Annotated in this window: 23 protein-coding genes; 10 read left to right on the top strand and 13 right to left on the bottom strand. The window is 69.5% G+C overall.

What is annotated here, in order from left to right; genetic code table 11:
- Positions 1–892 (bottom strand): excinuclease ABC subunit UvrC (gene uvrC / locus A5678_RS18715; RefSeq protein WP_082945619.1); only part of this gene is annotated, 892 nt, incomplete at its 3' end.
- An 89-nt stretch (positions 893–981) separates the two neighbouring features.
- Between uvrC and A5678_RS18710 the strand changes: the two genes are divergently transcribed.
- The 3 genes from A5678_RS18710 to A5678_RS18700 all read left to right on the top strand — a co-directional run bounded on the left by A5678_RS18710 (position 982) and on the right by A5678_RS18700 (position 4,380).
- A complete protein-coding gene (locus A5678_RS18710; RefSeq protein WP_068045036.1) occupies positions 982–2,175 on the top strand; it encodes a cupin domain-containing protein in 1,194 nt (397 codons plus the stop codon).
- A 297-nt stretch (positions 2,176–2,472) separates the two neighbouring features.
- A complete protein-coding gene (locus A5678_RS18705) occupies positions 2,473–3,933 on the top strand; it encodes a PPE family protein (RefSeq protein WP_068045033.1) in 1,461 nt (486 codons plus the stop codon).
- Between the two features lie 108 nt (positions 3,934–4,041).
- Positions 4,042–4,380 (top strand): hemophore-related protein, encoded by a 339-nt coding sequence (locus tag A5678_RS18700; RefSeq protein ID WP_068045030.1) that lies wholly within the window; start codon positions 4,042–4,044, stop codon positions 4,378–4,380.
- A 44-nt stretch (positions 4,381–4,424) separates the two neighbouring features.
- Here A5678_RS18700 and A5678_RS18695 read toward each other — a convergent pair whose 3' ends face one another.
- From A5678_RS18695 to A5678_RS18685, 3 genes are all read right to left on the bottom strand, one after another.
- Positions 4,425–4,835, bottom strand: a complete 411-nt coding sequence (locus A5678_RS18695) for a PH domain-containing protein (protein WP_068045050.1) — start codon at positions 4,833–4,835, stop codon at positions 4,425–4,427.
- Between the two features lie 47 nt (positions 4,836–4,882).
- Entirely contained in the window at positions 4,883–5,362 is a 480-nt protein-coding gene (ribH, locus tag A5678_RS18690; protein ID WP_068045027.1) for a 6,7-dimethyl-8-ribityllumazine synthase, read from the bottom strand.
- Between the two features lie 69 nt (positions 5,363–5,431).
- On the bottom strand, positions 5,432–6,709 hold the full coding sequence (locus A5678_RS18685) for a bifunctional 3,4-dihydroxy-2-butanone-4-phosphate synthase/GTP cyclohydrolase II (RefSeq protein ID WP_068045024.1): 1,278 nt from the start codon (positions 6,707–6,709) through the stop codon (positions 5,432–5,434).
- A gap of 327 nt (positions 6,710–7,036) precedes the next feature.
- Between A5678_RS18685 and A5678_RS18680 the strand changes: the two genes are divergently transcribed.
- Complete coding sequence (locus A5678_RS18680) at positions 7,037–7,312, top strand: hypothetical protein (RefSeq protein ID WP_231983714.1); 276 nt, start codon at positions 7,037–7,039, stop codon at positions 7,310–7,312.
- Between the two features lie 36 nt (positions 7,313–7,348).
- Here A5678_RS18680 and A5678_RS18675 read toward each other — a convergent pair whose 3' ends face one another.
- The gene (locus A5678_RS18675; protein ID WP_068045018.1) at positions 7,349–7,951 is read right to left on the bottom strand and encodes a riboflavin synthase; all 603 of its coding nucleotides are present in this window, start codon (positions 7,949–7,951) and stop codon (positions 7,349–7,351) included.
- A gap of 120 nt (positions 7,952–8,071) precedes the next feature.
- Here A5678_RS18675 and A5678_RS18670 point away from each other — a divergent pair, with 120 nt between their 5' ends.
- A complete protein-coding gene (locus A5678_RS18670) occupies positions 8,072–8,788 on the top strand; it encodes an LppX_LprAFG lipoprotein (RefSeq protein WP_304528368.1) in 717 nt (238 codons plus the stop codon).
- Positions 8,785–10,341 (top strand): MFS transporter, encoded by a 1,557-nt coding sequence (locus A5678_RS18665; protein ID WP_068045014.1) that lies wholly within the window; start codon positions 8,785–8,787, stop codon positions 10,339–10,341. Before A5678_RS18670 ends, A5678_RS18665 begins: the two co-directional genes overlap by 4 nt.
- A 7-nt stretch (positions 10,342–10,348) precedes the next feature.
- Here A5678_RS18665 and ribD read toward each other — a convergent pair whose 3' ends face one another.
- The 4 genes from ribD to fmt all read right to left on the bottom strand — a co-directional run bounded on the left by ribD (position 10,349) and on the right by fmt (position 14,518).
- Complete coding sequence (ribD, locus tag A5678_RS18660; protein ID WP_068045012.1) at positions 10,349–11,371, bottom strand: bifunctional diaminohydroxyphosphoribosylaminopyrimidine deaminase/5-amino-6-(5-phosphoribosylamino)uracil reductase RibD; 1,023 nt, start codon at positions 11,369–11,371, stop codon at positions 10,349–10,351.
- Positions 11,368–12,066, bottom strand: a complete 699-nt coding sequence (gene rpe / locus A5678_RS18655) for a ribulose-phosphate 3-epimerase (protein ID WP_156746985.1) — start codon at positions 12,064–12,066, stop codon at positions 11,368–11,370. Before rpe ends, ribD begins: the two co-directional genes overlap by 4 nt.
- Positions 12,067–12,200: 134 nt before the next feature.
- Positions 12,201–13,589 carry an RsmB/NOP family class I SAM-dependent RNA methyltransferase gene (locus tag A5678_RS18650; protein WP_068045006.1) on the bottom strand — a complete coding sequence of 463 codons (1,389 nt, stop codon included), beginning with the start codon at positions 13,587–13,589 and terminating at the stop codon, positions 12,201–12,203.
- Positions 13,586–14,518, bottom strand: a complete 933-nt coding sequence (gene fmt / locus A5678_RS18645) for a methionyl-tRNA formyltransferase (protein WP_068045047.1) — start codon at positions 14,516–14,518, stop codon at positions 13,586–13,588. The genes A5678_RS18650 and fmt overlap by 4 nt, the downstream gene beginning before the upstream one ends.
- Positions 14,519–14,687: 169 nt before the next feature.
- Here fmt and A5678_RS18640 point away from each other — a divergent pair, with 169 nt between their 5' ends.
- Positions 14,688–15,500, top strand: a complete 813-nt coding sequence (locus tag A5678_RS18640) for a class I SAM-dependent methyltransferase (RefSeq protein ID WP_068044999.1) — start codon at positions 14,688–14,690, stop codon at positions 15,498–15,500.
- Here A5678_RS18640 and A5678_RS18635 read toward each other — a convergent pair.
- The 3 genes from A5678_RS18635 to A5678_RS18625 all read right to left on the bottom strand — a co-directional run bounded on the left by A5678_RS18635 (position 15,497) and on the right by A5678_RS18625 (position 18,911).
- Positions 15,497–15,985: a MarR family winged helix-turn-helix transcriptional regulator gene (locus A5678_RS18635; RefSeq protein WP_068044996.1), complete on the bottom strand. Its 489-nt coding sequence runs from the start codon at positions 15,983–15,985 to the stop codon at positions 15,497–15,499. The two genes, A5678_RS18640 and A5678_RS18635, sit on opposite strands and share 4 nt — an antisense overlap.
- Before the next feature lie 128 nt (positions 15,986–16,113).
- Positions 16,114–18,057 carry a primosomal protein N' gene (locus tag A5678_RS18630; protein WP_068045045.1) on the bottom strand — a complete coding sequence of 648 codons (1,944 nt, stop codon included), beginning with the start codon at positions 18,055–18,057 and terminating at the stop codon, positions 16,114–16,116.
- Between the two features lie 119 nt (positions 18,058–18,176).
- Positions 18,177–18,911: a lysoplasmalogenase gene (locus A5678_RS18625; protein WP_068044993.1), complete on the bottom strand. Its 735-nt coding sequence runs from the start codon at positions 18,909–18,911 to the stop codon at positions 18,177–18,179.
- Between A5678_RS18625 and A5678_RS18620 the strand changes: the two genes are divergently transcribed.
- Genes A5678_RS18620 through A5678_RS18610 form a run of 3 tightly spaced genes read left to right on the top strand, consistent with a single transcriptional unit; the run spans position 18,910 to position 22,379 of the window.
- Complete coding sequence (locus A5678_RS18620) at positions 18,910–19,884, top strand: alpha/beta hydrolase (RefSeq protein ID WP_068044986.1); 975 nt, start codon at positions 18,910–18,912, stop codon at positions 19,882–19,884. The genes A5678_RS18625 and A5678_RS18620 overlap by 2 nt on opposite strands.
- A gap of 22 nt (positions 19,885–19,906) precedes the next feature.
- Positions 19,907–20,872 (top strand): alpha/beta hydrolase, encoded by a 966-nt coding sequence (locus A5678_RS18615; RefSeq protein ID WP_068044984.1) that lies wholly within the window; start codon positions 19,907–19,909, stop codon positions 20,870–20,872.
- Positions 20,873–20,882: 10 nt separating this feature from the next.
- Positions 20,883–22,379 carry an NAD(P)/FAD-dependent oxidoreductase gene (locus A5678_RS18610; protein ID WP_068044980.1) on the top strand — a complete coding sequence of 499 codons (1,497 nt, stop codon included), beginning with the start codon at positions 20,883–20,885 and terminating at the stop codon, positions 22,377–22,379.
- On the opposite strand, the gene metK is transcribed toward A5678_RS18610, so the two are convergent.
- Positions 22,376–23,587: a methionine adenosyltransferase gene (gene metK / locus A5678_RS18605; RefSeq protein WP_068044978.1), complete on the bottom strand. Its 1,212-nt coding sequence runs from the start codon at positions 23,585–23,587 to the stop codon at positions 22,376–22,378. The two genes, A5678_RS18610 and metK, sit on opposite strands and share 4 nt — an antisense overlap.
- Positions 23,588–23,618: the final 31 nt, after the last annotated feature.

Here is a 23,618-nt window from a genome sequence, read left to right as displayed (position 1 = left end):
AATCACCGGCCTCAGCGGACTTTTCGACGATCCAGCCGCGCTGGCCGCGCACCCGGCCGCCGCGGACGTGGAACACCTGGACCGCCGCCTCCAGCTCGTCGTCGGCGAAGGCCACCACGTCGGCATCGGTGCCGTCGCCGAGCACCACGGCCTGCTTCTCCATGGCGCGTTTGAGCGCACCCAGGTCGTCGCGCAGGCGCGCGGCCCGTTCGAAGTCGAGTTCGTCGGAGGCGGCGTGCATTCGGTGTTCCAACTCGCGCGCGAAGCGGTCGGTCTTGCCGGACAGGAAGTCGCAGAAGTCGTCGACGATCTGGCGGTGCTGCTCGGCGGTGACCCGGCCGATGCAGGGTGCCGAGCATTTGTCGATGTAGCCGAGCAGGCACGGACGGTCGATCTGCTTGTGCCGCTTGAACACACCGGCCGAACAGGTGCGGGCCGGGAAGACGCGGGTGAGCAGGTCCAGCGTTTCCCGAATCGCCCACGCGTGGGAGTAGGGCCCGAAATAGCGCACGCCCTTGCGGCGCGGGCCGCGGTAAACCATCAGCCGGGGGAACTCTTCGTTGAGGGTGACGGCCAGCACCGGGTAGGACTTGTCGTCGCGGTAGCGGACGTTGAAGCGCGGGTCGAATTCCTTGATCCAGTTGTATTCGAGCTGCAGCGCCTCGACTTCGGTGTTGACCACCGTCCACTCGACCTTGGCTGCGGTGGTCACCATCTGCCGGGTTCGCGGATGCAGGCCGGCGACGTCGGCGAAGTATGACGTCAGCCTGCTCCGCAGGCTCTTGGCCTTCCCAACGTAGATGACTCGCCCGTGCGTATCCCGGAATCGGTAGACCCCCGGCTCGACCGGGATGGACCCGGGCGGGGGACGGTACGTGGCGGGATCTGGCACCCATCCAGGCTAGTGGTCGCGGAGGGGGTGCCGAGGAAGGCGGGGCGCGTGCGGGTGCAGGCTTAGTGTGGTGCATACCGGTCGGCACGATGTTCAGGGGGAGTTCCGTCGAATCTTCGCTAGCCTGGTTGCTGCACCCCGTCGGCGTTGACACCTTCCTCGACGAGATCTGGGCGACCACCCACCACCACATCCAGCGCTGCCGGCCAGGCTACTTCGACCGGCTGCTTCCCGGGCCGTCGGCCGTCGACGTACTCCTAGAGCATGTACAACCGGACGCGTCGGCGGTGCGGATGGTCAAGAGCGGGGAGGATCGGAATCCGGCGACCTACCGCCGCACCGACGGCGGCCTGGACTCGGTCCGGGTACGCGACGGCCTGGCCGGCGGCTACACGATCGTCGTGAACGGGGTCGAGCGCTACCTGCGCGCCATCGCGTCATTGTCGCATTCCATCGAGGTCGAGCTGAACTTCCCGACCCGGGTGAATGCCTACGTCACGCCGCCTGAGTCGACCGGCTTTGTCCCGCACTGCGACCCGCATGATGTGTTGGTCCTGCAGATCGAAGGATCCAAGACGTGGCATGTGTCCGACGCAGCCGCCGTGCCGCCGCACGAGATCCAACGGCGCAAGGGGGTCGGGACCGACGGGTTCACGTCGTCGACCGACGTGAACCTGCAACCCGGTGACGCGCTGTATTTGCCGCGCGGCCAAGTGCATTCGGCCGAAACGTGCTCCGAGCCGTCGGTCCATCTGACGATCGGGCTGCATGCACCCACCGTGCTCACGCTCCTCACGCACGAGCTGCACGCGCTGAGTTTGCGCGACCCCCGCGTGCACGCGCGCTTGTCGCCACGGCACCTGGATGACGCAACCGCCCGCGCCGGCCTGCGCGCCCTCGTGCGCGACAGCCTGCGATACCTCGAGGATCCCGAAATTCTCACCGAAAGCCTCGACGCGCTGGCCGACGTCCTGGTCCGGCGGGGCCGATGCCCTCCGGTCGGACGGGTCAGCGACACCGTCGGGATCAACGGGGAAACACTGGTCGCGAAATATGAACCGCTCTATGCGCGGGTAGCGCGCGTCGACGACAGGGTTGTCCTGAAATTCGCACGACTGTCTGTCGCCGCCGGCGCCGACCATGAAGCGGCGATGCTGTTCCTCGCCGGAAGCAGCGAGCCGTTTCGGGTCGGCGAGCTGCCTGGGCTGAACGCCCCACAGCAGACCGGGCTGGCGCAGACGCTGATCCTGAACGGATTCCTGGTCCGGCTGTCCGCCGGCTGACAATTACCTTCACATCTCCGGTGAAAGTGGGATTTTATCCGTATTTGCGGGTTTTATCTGCGTAGAATTCGGCACATGCGGATAGCCAGTTGACCCCACGCCGCGATTTCGGCGCCCAGCCTCCGCCGAGACCGCGCAAGGTCGCATTGCCGCAACGCTGTAAACCCCCAAAGAGGCCGGGGCTAGCACTTGCTCGCGTGGCCGGTCGGAGCGCCGCCCGCCGTCCACCCGGGACCGCTGACCCGTTAGCCGGGAGGAGCGCCAGATGGCGGCACGGGCGCACGGGAGTGACCGGCGATGACCATGCCGATCTGGGCCGCGTTCCCGCCGGAGGTGCATTCGGCAGCGCTGTCCAGCGGCCCCGGGCCAGGTTCCCTGCTGGCGGCCGAGCAGGCGTGGCAGGCGCTGAGCGCCGAATACGACTCGGCGGCCCAAGAACTCGGCGACTTGTTGGCGGCGGTGCAGGCAGGGACGTGGCAGGGCCCCAGCGCGGAGGCCTACGTGGCCGCCCATGTGCCCTACCTGGCATGGCTTTTGCAGAACAGCGCCAACAGCACGGCGGCGGCCCTCGAGGCCGCGACCGTTGCCGCGGCCTATACCGCTGCGCTGTCTGCCATGCCGACCCTGGAGGAGATCGAAGCCAACCACGCCGCTTTCGCGCAATTGGTGGCGACCAATTTCTTTGGCGTGAACACGATCCCGATCGCGCTCAACGAAATGGACTATCTGCGGATGTGGCTGCAGGCGGCCACCACGATGGCGATCTATGAAGCGGTGTCCCAGACGGCGCAGACGTGGGTCCCACCGACCGCCCCGCCACCGCCGATCCAGCTGGCCAACCCCCCCAACCAAGACGCGGGCGGGGGTGCAGATCAGCTGAGCTGGTGGGTAACTCGCGTGCAAGAGGTCGCGCAAGAACTCAACGCGGATCTCAGCCAGTCCGGATCCAACCCCTCCACGGTCCTCAACACCCTCATGGACGACCCGTTGCTCGCCGCCCAGGTTCCGCACTGGGCGGGCGAGGCGCTGTACACGTTCCTCCCCCAAGTGCCGCAATTGACGCAGCTCTCCGTCGGCCTGATCGCCCCCTTCATCCCCGTTGCGGGCGCGGCGGGGATGGCGGGGCTGGCCGGGTTGGCCGGCGGAGCTCAACCCGCACCCACGCTGCCGGGCGCGGCCGCGGCGCCGGCTCCGTCCCGTGCGGGGGCGCCCGTCGCAATGGCGCCCGGTCTCGGCGCACCCAGTCCAACCCCGGCGACCGCCTCAATGCACTCGTCCGCGCCCGCCGCGGCATCGGTGTCCACCCCGGCGCCGGCGCCGCCCGCTTCCGGCGTCCCCGCTTTCAACTACCCCTACGCGGTCGGCCCTCCCGACCTAGGGACCGCCACGGACATCAGCCTCGCCTCGCGCATCGCCCGGAAGTCGCCCGCGCCCGACGCCGTCGCGACGCCTGCGGCCTCGGCCCGGCGGGAACAGAGACGGCGTCGCCGGCGCACTCGGCCCGGTTTGATCGACCCCGGGCGCCGCTACGAATACCTCCACTCGGACGAGCACGCCGCCTCGACGGAGGCCTCGGATCAAGGTGCGGGGATCATGGGGTTGCCCGGCGCTACCGGCTCGCCCGGCGCCGGGCAAGCGGCAGGCCTGACCAGGTTGCCCAGTGACGATGCGGGGCGCGGCCCGGCCGTGCCCATGCTGCCGACCGGCTGGACGTCCGAAACCGGCGAATCCGCCAACAAAGGGCCCCGTGACCAGTGAGGACGATGACTGAGCGAGAGTGCGGCCGGTTTGGGCGGCTCCCATTCCGGTTACCAAGGGTGTAGCCGGACGTTACAGTGGGTGGCAATCAATGGAGGGAGTCCACAGATGTTCAAGCGCTCGTTGACCAGGCTCGCGATCGGGGTTGGCGGTCTGGCATTGGCGTCGACCGCCGCTGCCGGGGTCGCATCCGCTGCCCCCGATTACGGCCCGATGATCAACACGACCTGCAGCTACGACCAGGCGATGCGGGCGGTGCACGCGGAAAACCCGATGGCCGCCCGGTACCTCGACCAGTCGCCGCCGAACCAGCAGTTCTTGCAGCAGTACCTGGCGTCGTCACCGGATGAGCGCGTGAACCTGCTCCACGCCATCGAGCACAACCAGGGCGCGCAGCAGGCTCTGCCGATCTTCCAGCAGATGATGACCGACTGTAAGAACTTCTGATCCATCCACCTGACGGGCTATCCGTGCGAGCACGGATAGCCCGTTCAGTGGGTATGCAGGTCGGGCCGATACCGGGCCAGTAGCGACCGCACGGTGTCCATGGCGTTGACAGCGCGGTCCTTGTCCACGGCCTGGATGGCCATGACGGGGATGTACTCGTCGTCGGGCAGGTCGATGCGGGCCCAGCGGTTCCCCACCGGGAACGAAACACCGGCGACGTCGGGCCACTCGATCAATTTGTCGCCCAGCAGGTTACGCACCGATATGCCGGCCGCCCCGATGCGCAGCCGGGGCCGGGCGAACAGCAGCACCACGCCCGCGAGGACCAAACCGAGCAGCGCCATCGCCACCTGGTCGCTGGTCTGGAAGACCACCCCGGTGGATCCGACCTTGAGCAGGAAGCCGATTGCGATGTGCACGGCGGCGATGGTCAAGGCTGCCCCGTAGACGAACATCGGTGTGCGGTGGGGACGCAATACGACGTCCCATTCCTCGCGCTCAGTCACGATCGAGCGCGCAGGTCACGCAGCGTCAGCGCCGCGGTCAGGGCCGCCCCTGCCGCCTGGGCGCCCTTGTCTTCAACCGAATCGGGAAGCCCGGCGCGATCGAGCGCCTGCTGTTCGGTGTTGGTGGTCAGCACCCCGTTGGCAATGGGCGTCGACGCGTCCAGCGCGACCCGGGTCAAACCCTGGGTCACCGAATCGCAGACATACTCAAAATGTGGTGTTCCGCCGCGTATTACGACGCCGAGGGCGATGACGGCGTCATGGTTGCGGGCTAGCTCCTGCGCCACCACCGGTAGCTCGATGGCGCCCAGCACGCGGACCACCGTTGGGTCGTCGATGCCCGACTCGGCAGCCACCTTGCGGGCGCCGGCGAGCAGTGCATCGCAGATCGTGCTGTGCCAGGTGCTCGCCACGATGCCGAGCCGCAGACCGGACGCGTCGAGCGCCGGGATCGCCGGCTCCCCGCTACCGCTCACTTGCGCCGTCCCCCGCAAGCGGGTGGTGCCCCCACCTCAGCATCGCTCGGCCTGCATCGTGGCCGGCGGTCACAGAGCGCCGCCGAATTCGCCTGGCAGATGAACCGATTCGTGAAAGTCGTCGAGGCCGGCCAGGTCGTGACCCATCTTGTCGCGCTTGGTCATCAGGTAGCGGATGTTCTCCGCGTTCGCGCGCACCGGAAGCGGCACCCGCTCGATGATGTGCAGGCCGTAGCCGTCCAGCCCGACCCGCTTGGCCGGGTTGTTGGTCAGCAGCCGCATCGAGCGGACGCCGAGGTCGACCAGGATCTGCGCCCCGATTCCGTAATCCCTTGCGTCGGCGGGCAATCCGAGTTTGAGGTTGGCGTCGACGGTGTCCTCGCCGGCATCTTGCAGCTGGTAGGCCTGCAGTTTGTGCATCAGGCCGATGCCGCGGCCCTCGTGCCCGCGCATGTAGAGCACGATGCCGCGGCCCTCCCGCGCGACCATCGCCATCGCGGCGTCCAATTGGGGCCCGCAATCGCAGCGGCGGGAACCGAACACGTCACCGGTCAGGCACTCGGAGTGCACCCGGACCAGCACGTCGTCGCCGTCGGCGTTCGGCCCGGCGATCTCACCGCGCACCAGCGCCACGTGCTCGACGTCCTCATAGATGCTGGTATAGCCGATCGCGCGAAATTCTCCGTGCCGAGTCGGTATGCGGGCCTCGGCGATCCTCTCGATGTGCTTCTCGTGCTTGCGCCGCCACTCGATCAGATCGGCAATGGTGATCATCGCCAGGTCGTGCTCGTCGGCGAAGACCCGCAGTTCGTCGGTCTGCGCCATCGAGCCTTCGTCCTTTTGACTGACGATTTCGCAAATCGCGCCCGCGGGTTGCAATCCCGCCATCCGGGCGAGGTCGACGGCGGCCTCGGTGTGGCCGGGGCGGCGCAGCACGCCACCGTCCTTGGCGCGCAACGGAACCACGTGGCCGGGGCGCGTGAAATCGTTGGCGATGCTGGCGGGATCGGCCAACAGGCGCATGGTGGTCGCGCGATCGGAGGCCGAAATGCCAGTGCCCACACCATTCTTCGCATCGACGGTGACCGTGTAGGCCGTTCCGTGCTTGTCCTGGTTCACCGCGTACATGGGCAGCAGCCCCAGCCGGTCGCAGATCGCGCCGTCCAGCGGCACGCACAGGTACCCCGAGGTGTAGCGGACCATGAACGCCACCAGCTCCGGTGTCGCCTTTTCCGCGGCGAAGATCAGGTCGCCTTCGTTTTCGCGATCCTCGTCGTCGATGACGACCACGGCCTTTCCGGCCGCAATGTCGGCAACCGCCCTCTCGACGGAGTCCAACCTCGTCATCGTCGCTACCTTGCTGTCTCAGGGGTCCGCAGGAAGAGCCCAAGTGTTGCATTCAGTATGAACCACCGCGCGGAGCGCGTTATTGCCAAGCTGCTCACACGCGGCCGACGCGGCCCCTTCGCCGACCGTGGACCCGGCGCCCACGGCGCCGGACGACCAACGCTGCGACCCGGTCCAACCCCGGGCAGCCGGTTCGCACTGCACAATCGGCCTTAACTGTGGACAGAAGACACCCCGTCCGCGCCTTCTGCTCCAGGAGCGCCGCAGCAATAAGCCGCCTGCGGCGAAACGGCTCCTGATCGGGCGCCAGCAATCTACGCTGGGCGCATGAGAATCGCGTCAAGACTGGTGGTACCGGCCGTGACCTTCATGTTCGCGGCCGGATTTGCAGCGGGTGTCGCCTGCCCGCAACGGGCGACGGCCGACGCGTGCGCTGACGTCGGCGGTCGGCATGTGAGCGTCGGTGGGTGCACCGATCCGGGGCGCTGGGGCAACTGGGTCCTTCCGGCCGGTGCGATGACGGTCCCGCCGCCCGACGCACCACCGCCGTGCTACACCCCGACCGGCGAACCGTACTGGACTCCGCCGGGCGAGCCCTGCTGACCGAACCGGCCCGGGGGCGCACTTCCCCACACGCGGCTAGCGCGGGGTGAGCAACCGCTCAACGTATTTCGCGATCACGTCCACTTCGAGGTTGACCTGCGTTCCGATTGGGGCGCGACCCAAGGTGGTCAGCTCGCGGGTGGTGGGGATCAGCGAAACCTCGAACCAGTCCCCCGGTCCATGGCCGAGCCCGGAGACCGTCAACGAAATCCCGTCGACGGTGATCGACCCCTTTTCGACGACGTAGCGGGCCACCTCCGCGGGGATTTCGATCCGCACCACTTCCCAGTGCTCGGACGGCGCCCGGCTTACCACCCGGCCGGTCGCGTCCACGTGCCCCTGCACGATGTGGCCGCCGAGCCGGCTGTTCACCGCCGCCGCGCGCTCCAGGTTGACCGGGCTGCCGACCTCTAAGGCGCCCAGGTTGGACCGGTTGAGGGTCTCGGCCATCACGTCGGCGGTGAACTGACCGTCGGGCAGCAGCTCGGCGACGGTCAGGCAGACACCGTTGACGGCGATCGAATCGCCGTGCTCGGCATCGGATGTCACGACGGGTCCGCGGATGGTGAGCCGGGCGGCGTCGGGGAGCACGTCGCGACCGGTCACCTCGCCAAGCTCCTCGACAATTCCGGTGAACATTCCATCAGGTTAATCGGCCGCTCAGCAGCCGCGGCCGCGCCGGTGAACAGGCCAAAGCGTCAGCGCCGGGCGGCCAACGGGGCCCAACGTCTCCCGAGCCGGTCACCGGCACCCTCTACGATGCAAGGTATGCAGACCCGCCGCCGTCTATCGGCCGTCCTCGCATCCCTTACCCTCGCCACCGCCTCGATCGCCGGCTGTTCGTCGGGCTCAAAGCAGAGCGGCGCCCCGCTGCCCGACGCCACCACCCTGGTCAAGCAGTCGGCCGACGCCACCAAGAATGTGAAGAGCGTGCACCTCGTGCTGGGCATTCAGGGCAAGATCCAGGGGCTGCCCATCAAGACGCTCACCGGTGACCTCACCACGACGCCGGCCACCGCCGCATCCGGCAACGCCACCATCACCCTCGGTGGATCCGACATCGACGCCAACTTCGTCGTCGTCGACGGCAACCTGTACGCCACGCTGACGCCCAACAAGTGGAGCGACTTCGGCAAGGCGTCCGACATCTACGACGTGTCGGTGCTGCTGAACCCGGACACCGGCCTGGCCAACGCGCTGACGAACCTCACCAACGCCAAGGCCGAGGGCCGCGACACCATCAATGGTCAGAGCACGATCCGCATCAGTGGGAACGTCTCGGCGGATGCGGTGAACAAGATCATGCCGCAGTTCAACGCGACGCAACCGGTGCCGAGCAAGGTGTGGATCCAGGAGACCGGTGACCACCAGCTGGTCCAGGCCAACATGCAGAAGAGCTCGGGCAATTCCATCCAGGTCACCCTGTCCAACTGGGGTGAGCAGGTTCAGGTCACCAAGCCCCCGGTGAGTTCATGAGTTCGCAGACCGGTCGCCGCGTCGCGATCAGCGCCGGCAGTCTGGCGGTCCTGCTGGGCGCCCTGGACGCCTACGTCGTCGTGACGATCATGCGCGACATCATGAGCGACGTTCACATCCCGATCAACCAGCTGCAGCGCATCACCTGGATCATCACGATGTACCTGCTGGGCTACATCGCCGCGATGCCACTGCTGGGACGGGCCTCCGACCGGTTCGGCCGCAAGCTGGTGCTGCAGGTCAGCCTGGCCCTGTTCATGGTGGGGTCGGTGGTGACCGCGCTGGCCGGGCACTGGGGCGATTTCCACCTGCTGATCGCCGGGCGCACCATCCAGGGTGTGGCCAGCGGCGCGCTGCTGCCGGTCACGCTCGCCCTGGGCGCCGACCTGTGGGCACAGCGCAACCGCGCCGGCGTGCTGGGCGGCATCGGCGCCGCACAGGAGCTGGGCAGCGTGCTGGGCCCGCTGTACGGGATTTTCATCGTGTACCTGTTCCACGACTGGCGCTACGTGTTCTGGATCAACGTGCCGCTGACCCTCATCGCGATGGCGATGATCCAGTTCAGCCTGCCGTCGCATGAAAAGGTCGAGAACCCCGAGCGCGTCGACCTGGTCGGTGGTGTGCTGCTCGCGGTCGCCCTCGGCCTTGCCGTCATCGGTCTGTACAACCCCCAACCCGATGGCAAACAGATCCTGCCGAGCTACGGCCTGCCGCTGGTCATCGGGGCGGTCGTCGTCGCGGTGCTGTTCCTGCTCTGGGAACGGTTCTCACGCACCCGCCTGATCGAGCCGGCGGGGGTGCACTTCCGCCCGTTCCTGGCCGCGCTGGGCGCATCGCTGGCCGCGGGCGCGGCGTTGATGGTGACCCTGGTCGACGTGGAGCTGTTCGGCCAGGGCGTGCTGCAGATGGACCAGACGCAGGCCGCCGGGTTGCTGCTGTGGTTCTTGATCGCGCTGCCCATCGGGGCGGTGCTGGGTGGCTGGATCGCCACCCGCGTCGGCGACCGGGCGATGACCTTCATCGGGCTGCTGATCGCGGCCTACGGCTACTGGCTGATTCACTTCTGGCGCCAGGACGTATTGAGCCAGAAGCACGACATCTTCGGGGTGTTCAGCGTCCCCGCGCTGCATGCCGACCTGCTGGTGGCCGGTGTGGGCCTCGGCCTGGTGATCGGGCCGCTGACCTCGGCCGCCCTTCGGGTTGTGCCCTCGGCCCAGCACGGCATCGCCTCGGCGGCGGTGGTGGTGGCCCGGATGACGGGCATGCTCATCGGTGTGGCCGCGCTGAGCGCGTGGGGCCTCTACCGGTTCAACCAGATCGTCGCCGGCTTGACGGCCGCGATACCCCCCAACGCCTCCCTGCTGGAGCGGATCGCCGCGCAGGGGACGATGTACCTGAAGGCGTTCGCCATGATGTACGGCGACATCTTCAGCGCGACCGTGGTCATCTGCATCGTGGGGGCGCTGCTGGGCCTGTTGATCGGTGGCCGCAAGGAGCACGCCGAGGAGCCGGAAGTCCCTGAGCCGCAGACGATCTCATTGAGTGAGCGCTAGACGACTCCTAGTCGCCGCGCGGCACCAGGCTGAGCAAGAGATCCGGCCCCACGCGGTCGACGCCGTCGAAATGCCAGCGCAACGCCCGCGCGATGGTGGGCACCCCGACGTCGTTGACCGCCGAGACCGGCCCGCCCAGCAGCATCGGCGCGATGTAAACCAGGATGCGATTGACCGCCCCGGCCCGCAGGAAGGCGCCGGCGAGGGTGGGGCCGCCTTCCAGCAGGACGTCGGTGCGATCCGACAGCGCCTTGATCACCTCCATGGGATCGTGCGTGCGAATCACCATGGTCCGCGAGTCGTCGTTGAGAACCTTTGCCTCCGGCGGTATCTCGCGCATGCCGACCACGACGCGCAGCGGCTGCCGGTCGGCCAGCGAGCCGTCGGGCAACCGGGCGGTCAGCGCCGGATCGTCGGCCAGCACGGTGCCGGTGCCCACCACGATCGCGTCAGCGGCCGCACGGCGGCGATGCAGGTCCAGCCGCGAGGCCTCGCTGGAAATCCACTGACTGGTGCCATCGGCGGCCGCGCTGCGGCCATCGACGCTGCTGGCGTACTTCCAGGTCAGGTGCGGCAGCCCGGTCCGCTGCTTGTGTAGCCACTCCCGCAGCGGCCCGCCGGCCACTTTGTCGGCCAGCACCCCGGACGTCACCCGCACGCCCGCCTCCGTCAGCCGGGCCGCGCCGCCGGCGGCGACCGGGTTCGGGTCGGCGACCCCGTATACCACCGCGCCCACCTTGGCTTCCAGCAGGGCGTTCACACAGGGCGGCGTCTTGCCGTGGTGGTTGCAGGGCTCCAGGGTGACCACTGCGGTCCCGCCGACCGCCAGCTCGCCGGCCCGCCGCAACGCCAACACCTCGGCGTGGTCGCCACCCGTGGGTTCGGTGCCGCCGACTCCGACGACCACGCCGCCGGCGTCCAGGATGACGGCGCCCACCGGCGGATTCGGATAGGTGACGCCCTTGACGTGGTTGGACTGCTCGATCGCCAGGCGCATGGCCGCGTCGAGGCCGTCGGCGGGCTGACTCATCGGCGCAGGTGCGGCGACGCGGCGGCCGCTTGCCTCCGCAGCGCCGCCACGGCGGCCTCCGGGTCCTCCGCCCCGTAGACGGCCGACCCGGCGACGAAGCAGTCGACGCCGGCCTCGGCGGCCTGCTCGATCGTGTCGTCGTTGATGCCGCCGTCGATTTCGACCAGGATCGTCAGCTCCCCCGCGTCGATCAGTTTGCGCGCCGTGCGGACCTTGCTCAGCACCTCGGGGATGAAGCTCTGGCCGCCGAAGCCCGGCTCGACCGACATGATGAGCAGGGTGTCGAAATGGGGCAGGATTTCCAGGAAAGGCTCCAGCGGGGTTCCCGGCTTGACGCTGATGCCCGCCTTGGCGCCCGCGGCGCGGATGTCACGCGCCACCCCGACCGGGTTGTCGGTGGCCTCGGCGTGGAAGGTGACGTTGTAGGCGCCCGCCTCGGCGTAACCCGGCGCCCAACGGTCGGGGTCCTCGATCATCAGGTGGCAGTCCATCGGGATGGTCGTGGCGCTGAGGAGGCTCTCCACCACCGGCAGGCCGATGGTCAGGTTGGGCACGAAGTGGTTGTCCATCACGTCGACGTGCAGCCAGTCGGCGCCCACTACCGCTGCCGCCTCGTCGGCCAGCCGCGAGAAATCGGCGGACAGGATGGACGGCGCGATCAGGGGCCTACCGGCGTTACCAGGCATGTGCGCCACACTACTGAGCCGCGCCGGAGGCTTCACGCTTCGCGGCGCAGCGCGGCGGCGGCTGGATCCGTCGAGTCGCCACCCCGCTACCCCGCTTCGCGGCGCAGCGCGGCGGCGGCTGGATCCGTCGAGTCGCCACCCCGCTACTCCGCTTCGCGGCGCAGCGCGGCGGCGAACATGGCGTCGGTGCCCTGCCGGTGCGGCCACAGCTGCACGTGCGGGCCATCCCCCAGCCCCGTGACGGGCTCGAACAGCGGCCGGGTGTCCAACGCGCACACCGGGTGCCGGCGCAGCGCGTCGGCGACCACCCCGACGGTTTCGGCGAGGTGGGGCGAGCAGGTCGCATACAGCACCACACCGCCGGGGCGGGTCAGCGAGATCGCGGCGCCCAACAACTCGCGTTGCAGCTTGGTGAGCGCGGGCACGTCGGCCGGCTGGCGCCGCCAGCGCGCCTCGGGCCGGCGCCGCAGCGCACCCAGCCCGGTGCAGGGCGCGTCGACAAGCACCCGGTCGAAGGTCGGCTCGAGTTCGGTCTGCCGCCCATCAACGCGCAGCACCTCGACCGGGAGCCCGCGGGTGTTCTCGGCCACGAGGTCTGCGCGGCGCGGGTTCGGCTCCACCGCCGTGACACGGGCGCCGGATCCGGCACCCAGCGCGGCCAGCAGCGCGGTCTTGCCGCCCGGTCCGGCGCACAGATCGAGCCACCGCCCGGTGTCGTCCTCGACCGGCGCCAGCGTGAGCGCCCGCGCCACCAGCTGACTGCCCTCGTCCTGGACCAGCGCGGCGCCGTCGCGCACCGGCGCCAGCCGCCCGGGGTCGCCGCCCGGCAGGTACACCGCATAGGGCGAATACCGGCCGACCGTGCCCCCCACGGCCTCGGCCAGTTCCGCCGCTGTCATTACTCCCGGCCGCGCCGCCAGGTGCACCTGAGGCCGTTCGTCGTCGCTGGCCAGCACCGCCTCGAGTTCGGCCGCGGCCGCCCCCAGCGCGTCGGCGAAGGCCTGCGCGATCCAGCGCGGGTGCGCGTGCACGAAGGCGGCATGGCCGACCGGATCCCGCGACGGGTCGGGCGCCAGTTCCTCGACCCAGGACTTCTCGTCGCGCGCGGAGATCGTTCGCAGCACGCCGTTGACGAAACCCGCTCGGGCCGAATCGAATTCGATCCCGGCCTGTTCGACCGTGGTGGACACCGCGGCGTACTTGTCGACCCGGGTGCGCAACAGCTGATAGGTGCCGAGCCGCAGCAGATCGAGCAGCACCGGGTCGATGGTGGCCGGGGCGCGGCCCGCGGCGGCGCCGATGACCGCGTCGAGCAATCCCCGGATGCGGCAGGTGCCGTAGGTCAGCTCGGTGGCGAACGCGGCGTCGCGGCCACTGAGCCCGCGTTCGCGCAGCAGCGCCGGCAGGGCCAGGTTCGCGTATGCGTCGCGCTCGCTGACCGCCCGCAGCACATCGAAAGCGGCGGCACGCGCGGGGTCGAGCGGCCGGCGCCGCTTGTTGCGTCCGCGATCCGGCGGTCGGGGCCGGTTCACGTAACCCGCGCAGCGGAGTCGAGTCGCGCGCCGCGGGCCCAGTCGACGGCGTTCATGAGTTTCTTTCCGGGCGGCTGGATTTGGCCCAGCCGCACCGCTTGCGAACCGGTGCCGACCCACACGTTCTTACGATCGACGTGAATAGCGCCGGGCGCCAACGATTCCGGACCATCCGCATCGATGTGCACCGGGCCGAGCTTGATGCGGAGGTCGCCGATCATCGTCCAGGCACCCGGGTTGGGCGTGACCGAGCGGATCCGGCGCTCCACGACGAGCGCAGGCAGGTCCCAGCGCACCCGGGCCTGCTCGACGGTGATCTTCGGCGCGATGCTGACCCCGTCGGCGGATTGCGGCCGGGGCGTCAACGTCTCATCGGCGATGCCGTCCAGCGTGGTCGACAGCAGCGTCGCGCCCGAAACGGCCAGCCGCTCAAGCAGTTCGCCCGCCGTATCGGTCGGCCGGATCGTCTCGGTGACGACGCCGTAGATGGGGCCGGAGTCGAGGCTGGGCTCGATCCGGAACGTGGTCGCCCCGGTGATGGTGTCGCCGGCCGCGATCGCCGCCTGCACCGGGGCCGCCCCGCGCCAGGCCGGTAGCAGCGAGAAGTGCAGGTTGATCCACCCGTGCGGGGGCACCCCGAGCAGGCCGGCGCGCAGCAGCGCGCCGTAGGCCACAACCGCGCAGCAGTCCGGTGCCAACTCGGCCAGTTCGGCGACGAACTCTGGCGCGTTCGGCCGTGCCGGCCGCAGCAGCGGGATGCCACGATCGAGCGCTTCGCGGGCCACCGGCGAGGGCTGCGGCTTGCCGTGCCGCCCGACCGCCGCGTCGGGCCGCGTCAGCACGGCGATCACCTCGTGACGGGGAGAGTCGATCAGGTGGCGCAGCGAGGGCAGCGCGGGTTCGGGGGTGCCGGCGAAGACAAGGCGCACCGGCACAGTCTAGAAAGCCACGACCGCCGCCTCGCCTGAAGTTGCGCGAGTACATTATTTCTAATGCATACTATTGCTACAGGTCGCTATTTAGCTCGGTGACCGCACTGCCGTACTAGGGACAACGAGGTCGAGTGGGCAGCCCTTTCCTTATCTTCAAGGAGGTCCGATGACTCTCGACACCGCAATCAGCGACGCCGCACCCCATCGCGCAGTATGGGCGCTCGGCGACTACGCCCTGATGGCCGAGGAAGTGATGGCCCCGCTGGGTCCGGCCCTGGTCAAGGCCGCCGGCATCGGACCGGGCATGCGGGTGCTCGACGTCGCGGCCGGCTCGGGCAACATCTCGCTGCCCGCCGCCGCGACGGGTGCCGCCGTGGTTTCCAGCGACCTGACCCCCGAGCTCTTGGAGCGGTCGCGAGCCCGCGCCGCGGTCCAGGGCCTGACGATCGACTACCGGGAAGCCAACGCCCACGCGCTGCCGTTCGGCGACGGCGAGTTCGACGTCGTCATCTCCGCGATCGGCGTGCAGTTCGCACCGGATCAGCGGCGGGCCGCCGACGAATTGGTCCGGGTTTGCCGGCCGGGCGGGACGATCGGCGTGATCAGCTGGACCCCGGACGGTTTCTTCGGCCGCATGCTCGCCACCATCCGGCCCTACCGGCCCAGCCTGTCGCAGGCCGTGCCGCCGGCCGCGCTGTGGGGACGCGAGGGTTATGTCACCGGATTGCTCGGCGAGCGCGTCAGCCGGTTGACCGCGGTGCGGGGAATGCTGGAAGTGAACCGGTTCGACAGCGCCGACGCCGTGCACACGTACTTCAAGAACCACTACGGCCCGACGATCGAGGCCTATGCGAACATCGGGCACAACCGGGTGCTGGCCGCCGAGCTGGACGCCCAACTCGTCGAACTCGCCGAGCACTACCTCGCCGACGGGATTATGAACTGGGAGTACCTGCTGGTCAGCGCCGAGAAGCGCTAGAGATCGATATCGGCATCCAGGTGCACGTCCGGTTCACCGCCGGCGGCGGTGAACGCGGTGAGTGCCCGCACCAGCCCGTGGCGCTCCGGCGGTGGCATCTTCTCCACGATGGCCGCGATTTCGCTGCGCCGGTACGCGGTGACCTGACGAACGACCTCCCGCCCCCGCTTGGTCAGCGCGGCCAACAGCTCGCGCCGGGACGTGGGGTGCGGTAGGCGGTCGATGAGCCCGGCCGCGACGAGTCGGTCGACCATCCGCCCGGTTGCGGATGGTTGCACCCCGAGCAGGCCTGCCAGCGTGGCCAGGTTGACCGGGCCCCGATTGGACAGGATCACCAGCGTCCGGAATTGCGGGATCGTGATCGTCTCGTCCACCTGACCGATCGAGCGCGCCGAAATGGCAACCAGCAAGCGGGAAGCCGTCAGCAAAGCGTCAGTGATTACGTCCAGCGACTCGCCCGCCGTCGTCGCGTTGTCCGCTGCCATGTCGCCCCTTCTCCGGACCGTCTCCGGCATACCGGCGGCTAAAGATCAGGAAGTGTAACAACCTTACAATGTCGTAGTCAGGCATTATTTCCGACGCATACTATCCCCTCGGGCAGGATTTGGCGAGGTCACCCGATGTGCAGCGGGTCGATTTGCACCCGGACCGGCTCGTGGGCCTGGCGGGCGGAGAGCACGCTCACGCCGCGACGCAGCGCCGCGGCCAGCGCCAGACCCTGCTCACGCCGGGCGCGCACCAGCATCCTCGTCACTGGGGCGCCGGGCGGGGTCCCCGCCGGGCGGCGAACGCCCGCCGGCAAATCCACCGGCCCCAGCACGTCGGTCCCGTCCGGCAGCCCGGCCTCGTCGAGCAGCGCCGCCACCGCGTCGGGCGTGCCGTCGAGGGCCGCCATGTGCACGCTCGGCGGCAAGCCCACTTCGGCCCGAGCGGTCAAGTCTGCGTCGGCGTGACCCACCGGATCCCAGCGGATCAGCGATTGCACTGTGGGGATTGCCGATTCGGCCACCACCAGTACCACCCCGCCGTCGCCGCGGGCACGCACCAACGCGGCGGCAGTCATCCACCGCCACAGCGCGTCCTCGGCGGCGCGCAGGTCTTGCCGGCCCAGGAGCGCCCAGGTATCCAACAGCAATGCGGCCCCGTAGCCGCACGACGCGGCGGGTTCCGCCCCGGGGGTGGCCACCACCAGGGCCGGGCCGGCGGCGACTTCCGGCACGACACCGTCCCCCGACGAGGTGACCACCGCGGTACCGGGAAACGCGCGCCCGAGTTCCTCGGCGGTGCGGCGGGCCCCGACGACGACGGCGCGCACCGCGTCCGAGCCGCACCGGGCGCACCGCCGCGTCGGGTCGATGCGCCCGCACCACCGGCAGACCAGCGCCTGGCCGCCCTCCTGCAGCGACAAGGGGCCCGTGCAGTGCCGGCACCGGGCGATCGTGCGGCACCGCGCGCAGGCCAGCGACGGAACATACCCGCGCCGCGGTACCTGCACGAGCACCGGCGCACCCGCGTCGAGCGAGGAGCGGGCGGCGCGCAGCGCGATCGACGGGATGCGCGCGGTGCGCGCGGCCGGGTCGCGTTCGTCGGCGTAGCCCGTGTCGTCGAGGGCGACCACCCGCGGCGTGCGGGCGCGCACCACCGCCCGGGCCGCGACGATGTCGTGCGCCCACCCGCTGCGTACCAGCGCCTGGGCTTCGGCGGTGCGCGCGTAGCCCCCGATCAGCGCGGCGCAGCGCGCCTGATGCGCCCGCAGCATCGCCACCTCCCGGGCGTGCGGGTACGGTGCCCGCGGCTCGGCCAGCGAGTCGTCGGCGTCGGCCCACACCATGACGAGCCCCAGGTCGCTCAGGGGCGCGAAAACCGCACTGCGAGTGCCGATCACCATCCGCGCCTGACCGCGCAGCGCCGCGAGCCACCGCCGGTAGCGGGCGGCAGGCCCGAGCCCGGCCGAAAGCGCCACCACGCCGCTCTCGTCGATCCGCGCGGTCGCGGCCCGCTGCAACGCGTCCAGGTCCCGCTGATCGGGCACGATCGCCAGCACCGCCCGGCCCGCGCGAATCGTTTGCGCGGCGGCCTCGGCGAATCGGTCCGCCCAGGACTCCCCCGGCAGCGCCTGCCAGACGGCCCGAGCGGCCCGGGACTCGGCCAGGGCGGCCAGGAACTGGTCGCCGCGGGCGTACCCTTCCCACGCCGACGGGTCGACGGGCGCGGGCACCGGCAGCCGGTGGGCCGCCGTGGGTTCCCGTTCCACCCGGGCGTGCCGGGCCGGCACCGCGAGCCGCAGCACGTCCGGCCGGGTCCCGGCGTAGCGGGCCGCCACCGCGTCGACCAACCGGCGGATCTCGGGGGTCAGCACGGGTTCGGCCGACACGACGCGGTCCAGATAGCCGAGCTTGCCCTGGTGGTCGGTGTCGTTGCGGCGCTCGAGCAGGAACGCGTCGACCAGGCGGCCGTGAAACCGGACCCGCACCCGCGTCCCGGGCTGGGCGTCGTCGGACTGCTCAGCCGACACCAGGTAGTCGAACTCGCGGTCCAGGTGCGGCACGGAGAGCATCGGCAGCACCCGGGCGATGGGTTCCACCTGAACGGGGTTGCGCGCGGCGCCGCTCACGGCGTCCCGCAGTATCGAATTAGGCTGTCGCTCAACGACTCTACCGTCCGACTCGGAAGCGGTCAGCTTTCGGCCGGCCCTGGGGTGCCGGCGTCGACCGGTGCCTCACGACCGAAGAAGAACCCGGCCGTCATCAGGATCAGCGCGGCGGCGTAGGACCACCAGATCGGCACCGCCAGTGCCTCGTTGCCCAGGATGAAGCGGCCGATGGCGATCAGCGAATCGGACACCGCGAAGCACACCGCGCCCACAGCCGTCCAGATCGTCGGCAGCTGCGCCACCAGGGCGGCGCACACCATCGCGGTCAGCACCAGGATGTAGGCCGTCACCGGAAGCGTCAGCTTGTCGAGGTGCGGCCAGAACCACGCCAGGAGCGCGCTGGCGGCCAGGCACATGGCCACCACGGCGGCGATGCGCGGCTTCGACGGGCGCCTGGCCGCCAGCGGCAGCAGCGCGCCCAGGAAGCACAAGTGTGCCAACAGGAATGCGGCCAGCCCCACGACGAAGGACGGCTCCCACCACGGGATCGCCAGCGCCCAGTCGCCGATGGCCGACAGCAGCAGCGCCGGCATCAGCCACCGCCGCTCGCGGACGACGGCGTGGCCGACCGCGGCGGCGGTCAGCAACACCGCCATCGACGCCTTGAACAGCGGCTGCAGCACCCAGTGCCCGGTCAGCTCGGTTCCCGGCGGCGAACCCAGCGCCAACACCGTCAGGTAGACGCCATAGCCGAGGGCCGCCCAGCCGGCCACCACCCAGCCGCCGAGCACCAGCCGAGGTGCGTACGGTACGTCCATGCCAAGCTTGGATAACACAGCCGACGAAAAGCCCGGGATCGACCCCATCCTGCAGAAGGTACTGGATGCGGTTCCGTTCCGGCTATCCACCGACGACGGTGTTGATGCGGCGCGGCAGCGGTTCCGCGACCTGCCCCGCCGGCCACTGCATCCCGAGCTGCGCGTCGAAGACCGCGCCATCCCCGGCCCGGCGGGGCAGGTCGGCATCCGGATCTATTGGCCGCCAATCGATTCGGGTGCGAGCACCGGGAGCACCGCGCCACCCGTCGTGCTGTATTTCCACGGCGGCGGCTTCGTCGTGGGCGACCTCGACAGCTATGACGGCACGGCCCGCCAGCACGCGGTGGGCGCCGACGCGATCGTGGTGTCCGTCGACTACCGGCTGGCGCCCGAGCATCCGTACCCCGCCGCCATCGAAGACGCTTGGGCCGCAACGCTTTGGGCCGCCGAGCACGCCGGCGAGTTGGGCGGTGACCCGAATCGGATGGCCCTGGCCGGGGATTCGGCCGGCGGAAACATCACGGCCGTGCTGGCACAACGAGCGCGCGACAGCGGCGCACCGCTCATCGCGTTCCAGCTGCTGTGGTATCCCTCCACGATGTGGGACGCCTCCCTGCCCTCCTTCACCGAAAACGCCGGCGCGCCGATCCTGGACGTCAAAGCCGTCGCCGAGTTCTCGCGTTGGTATGCAGGCGAAGTCGACTTGTCCGCTCCGCCACCGGGTATGGCGCCGGGACGAGCCGCAGACGTGTCAAACCTGCCGCCCGCATACATCGCCGTCGCGGGCTATGACCCGCTGCGCGACGACGGCATCCGGTACGGCGAGCTGCTGGCCGAAGCGGGGGTGACCGTCGAGGTGCACAACGCCGAGACCCTCGTGCACGGCTACCTCGGTTACGGCGGTGTGGTGCCCGCGGCGACCGCCGCGATGGAACGTGGCCTGAGGGCCCTGCGATCTGGGCTGCGCGCGTGAATCCGGGGCGTACGGTGAGTTCATGACGGAGCTCCCCTTCGCCCGATCCGGCATCGATCCGACGTTCAAGGCGTTGCTGGACGCCGTCCCGATGACCTTCAGCGCAGCCGACGGCGTGGAGGTCGCGCGCTCGCGCCTGCGGCTGCTCCAGGTGCCGCCCGAAATGCTGCCGGACCTGCGCGTCGAGGACCGTACGATCGGTCACGGCGAGCTCACCGACATTCCCGTGCGCATCTACTGGCCGCCCCTGGAGCCGGAGGAGGCGTTGCCCGTCGTCGTCTTCTACCACGGCGGCGGCTTCTGCCTCGGCGGCCTGGACACCCATGACCCGCTCGCCCGCGCGCACGCCGTCGGCGCCGAGGCCATCGTGGTGTCCGTCGACTACCGGCTGGCGCCGGAGCATCCGTTCCCGGCCGGGGTCGACGACTCCTGGGCGGCGTTGCAGTGGGTGGCCGAGCACGCCGCCGAGCTGGGCGGTGACCCCAGCCGTATCGCCGTCGCGGGCGACTCGGCCGGCGGCAACCTGGCCGCCGTGATGGCGCACCTGGCGAACCAGAATGCCGGACCCGAGCTCAGCTTCCAGCTGCTGTGGTACCCGGTCGTCACCGCGGACCTGTCGCTGCCGTCGTACACCGAGAACGCCAACGCGCCCATCCTGGACCGCGACGTGATCGACGCCTTCCTGTCCTGGTATCTGCCCGACCTCGACATCAGCGACCCGACGGCGCTGCCCGTCACCCTCGCCCCGGCGAATGCGTCGGACCTGTCCGGGCTGCCGCCCGCCTACATCGGCACCGCCGAACACGATCCGCTGCGCGACGACGGGGCCCGCTACGCCGAGCTGCTGGACGCCGCCGGTGTGCCCGCGGAATTGAGCAACGAGCCGAACCTGGTGCACGGCTACGCCAGCTTCGCTCTGGTGATACCCGCGGCCGGCGACGCCACCGACCGGGGGCTGGCCGCACTCAAGAAGGCACTGCACCCCTAGGTGGGCACCGATGAGCAGCACTCCTGACTACCACACGCTGATCGTGGGCGCCGGCTTCTCCGGAATCGGCGCCGCCATCAAGCTCGACAACGCCGGACTGTCCAACTATCTCGTGGTCGAGGCCGGCGACGGCGTCGGCGGGACATGGCATTGGAACACCTATCCCGGTATCGCCGTTGATATTCCGTCGTTCTCTTACCAGTTCTCCTTCGAGCAGAGCCCGGACTGGTCGCGCACCTACGCGCGGGGGCGCGAGCTCAAGGCGTACGCCGAACACTGCGTCGACAAGTACGGCCTCCGCTCCCGAATCCGGTTCAACACCAAGGTGCAAGCCGCCGAATTCGATGACGAGCTTTGCCTGTGGCGGGTGCAGACCGACCCCGGCGGCACGGTGACCGCCCGATTCCTGATCAGCGCCTGCGGCGTCCTCACGGTTCCCAACCTGCCCGACATCGACGGCGTGGACACCTTCGGCGGCGTCACCATGCACACCGCGCGCTGGGATCACGACCAGGACCTGAGCGGCAAGCGCGTCGCGATCATCGGCACCGGCGCCTCGGCCGTCCAGGTCATTCCCGAAATCGCGCCGATTGTCAAGCAGCTCACCGTATTTCAGCGCACCCCGATCTGGTGCTTCCCCAAAGTGGACGTCGCGCTGCCCGCGCCGGCCCGCTGGGCGATGCGGATCCCGGGCGGCAAAGTCGTGCAGCGGCTACTCAGCCAGGCCTTCGTGGAAGTCACCTTCCCGATCTCCGCGCATTACTTCACGGTCGTGCCACTGGCCAAGAGGATGGAGTCGGCGGGACTGGCCTATCTGCGCAAACAGGTGCACGACCCGGCGGTGCGCGACCAGCTCACCCCTCGCTACGCGGTCGGCTGCAAGCGCCCCGGGTTCCACAACGAGTATCTGGCCACGTTCAACAGGGACAACGTGCGGCTGGTCACGGAGCCGATCGACAAGGTCACGCCCACGGCCGTGGCGACCACCGATGGGGAGAACCACGAGATCGACGTGCTGATCCTGGCCACCGGCTTCAAAGTGATGGACCCCGACGACGTCCCGACGTTCGCGGTCACCGGAAGCGGCGGCAAATCGTTGAGCCGGTTCTGGGACGAACACCGGCTGCAGGCCTACGAGGGGGTCAGCGTTCCCGACTTCCCCAACTTGTTCACGGTTTTCGGCCCGTACGGCTACGTCGGCTCGTCGTACTTCGCGCTGATCGAGACGCAGACCCACCACATCGTGCGGTGCCTGAAACGGGCGCAGCGCGAGGGCGCGACGCGCGTCGAGGTCACCGAGGAAGCCAACGACCGGTATTTCGCCGAAATGATGCGCCGACGGCACCGGCAGATCTTCTGGCAGGACAGCTGCCGCCTGGCCAACAGTTACTACTTCGACAAGAACGGCGACGTGCCGCTACGCCCCACCACCACGGTGGAGGCCTACTGGCGCAGCCGGCGGTTCGACCTCGACGACTACCGGTTCACCACGGCCGGCGCGCCCTAGACGGCGCGCTTGAGGTCGTCGACCTTGTTGAGCTGCTCCCACGGCAGCTCGATGTCGGTGCGGCCGAAGTGGCCGTAGGCGGCGGTCTGCGCGTAGATCGGGCGCAGCAGGTCCAGGTCGCGGATGATGGCGCCGGGCCGCAGGTCGAACACCTCCGGAACGATCTTCTCGATCTTGACCGGGTCGACCGTGGCGGTCCCGAAGGTCTCGACGAACAGGCCGACCGGGGCGGCTTTACCGATCGCGTAGGCCACCTGCACCTCGATCCGCTCCGCCAGCCCCGCCGCGACGATGTTTTTGGCCACCCAGCGCATCGCGTACGCGGCCGACCGGTCCACCTTGGAGGGATCCTTGCCGGAGAAGGCGCCGCCGCCGTGGCGGGCCCATCCGCCGTACGTGTCGACGATGATCTTGCGGCCGGTCAGCCCCGCGTCGCCCATGGGCCCGCCGAGGACGAACTTGCCCGTCGGGTTGATCAGCAAGCGCGTCGACGAGGTGTCCAGCGTTTCGTGTGCCAGGTCGTCGAGCACGGTGTTGACCACCTTCTCCCGCAGGTCGGGGGTCAGGGTGTGCTCCAAGTCGATGTCGGCCGCATGCTGGGTGGAGATCACCACGGTGTCGAGCCGGACCGGGACGTTGTCCTCGTATTCGATGGTGACCTGGGTCTTGCCGTCCGGGCGAAGGTAGGGCAGCACGCCGTTCTTGCGCACCTCGGTCAGCCGCCGGGACAGGCGGTGGGCCAGCGCGATGGGCAACGGCATCAGTTCCGGGGTGTCGGCAATCGCGTAGCCGAACATCAGGCCCTGGTCACCGGCGCCCTGCGCGTCCAGCGGGTCCGCGGTGCCCTCGACGCGGGCCTCGAAGGCGGTGTCGACGCCCTGGGCGATGTCGGGCGACTGCGCGCCGATGCCGATGTTCACCCCGCACGACGCCCCGTCGAAACCCTTGTCCGACGAGTCGTAGCCGATCTCGAGGATGCGCTCGCGGACCGTGTTGGTGATGTCGGCGAACGCCTCCTTCGCCGTCGTCGTCACTTCGCCGACGACGTGCACTTGGCCGGTGGTCACCAGCGTCTCGACCGCGACACGTGAGCGGGGGTCCTGCGCCAGCAAGGCGTCGAGGACCGAGTCGCTGATCGCGTCACAGATCTTGTCGGGATGTCCCTCAGTCACCGACTCACTGGTAAACAGGCGACCATTTTCGCTCACAATCTCAATCCTTCCGAATAATTAGTTAACC

The organism is Mycobacterium sp. E2733 (assembly GCF_001667585.1).
In the GTDB taxonomy this organism is placed as follows: domain Bacteria; phylum Actinomycetota; class Actinomycetes; order Mycobacteriales; family Mycobacteriaceae; genus Mycobacterium.
Note: the sequence above shows the minus strand (reverse complement) of the source record. Positions and strands in the feature narration are given on the sequence as shown.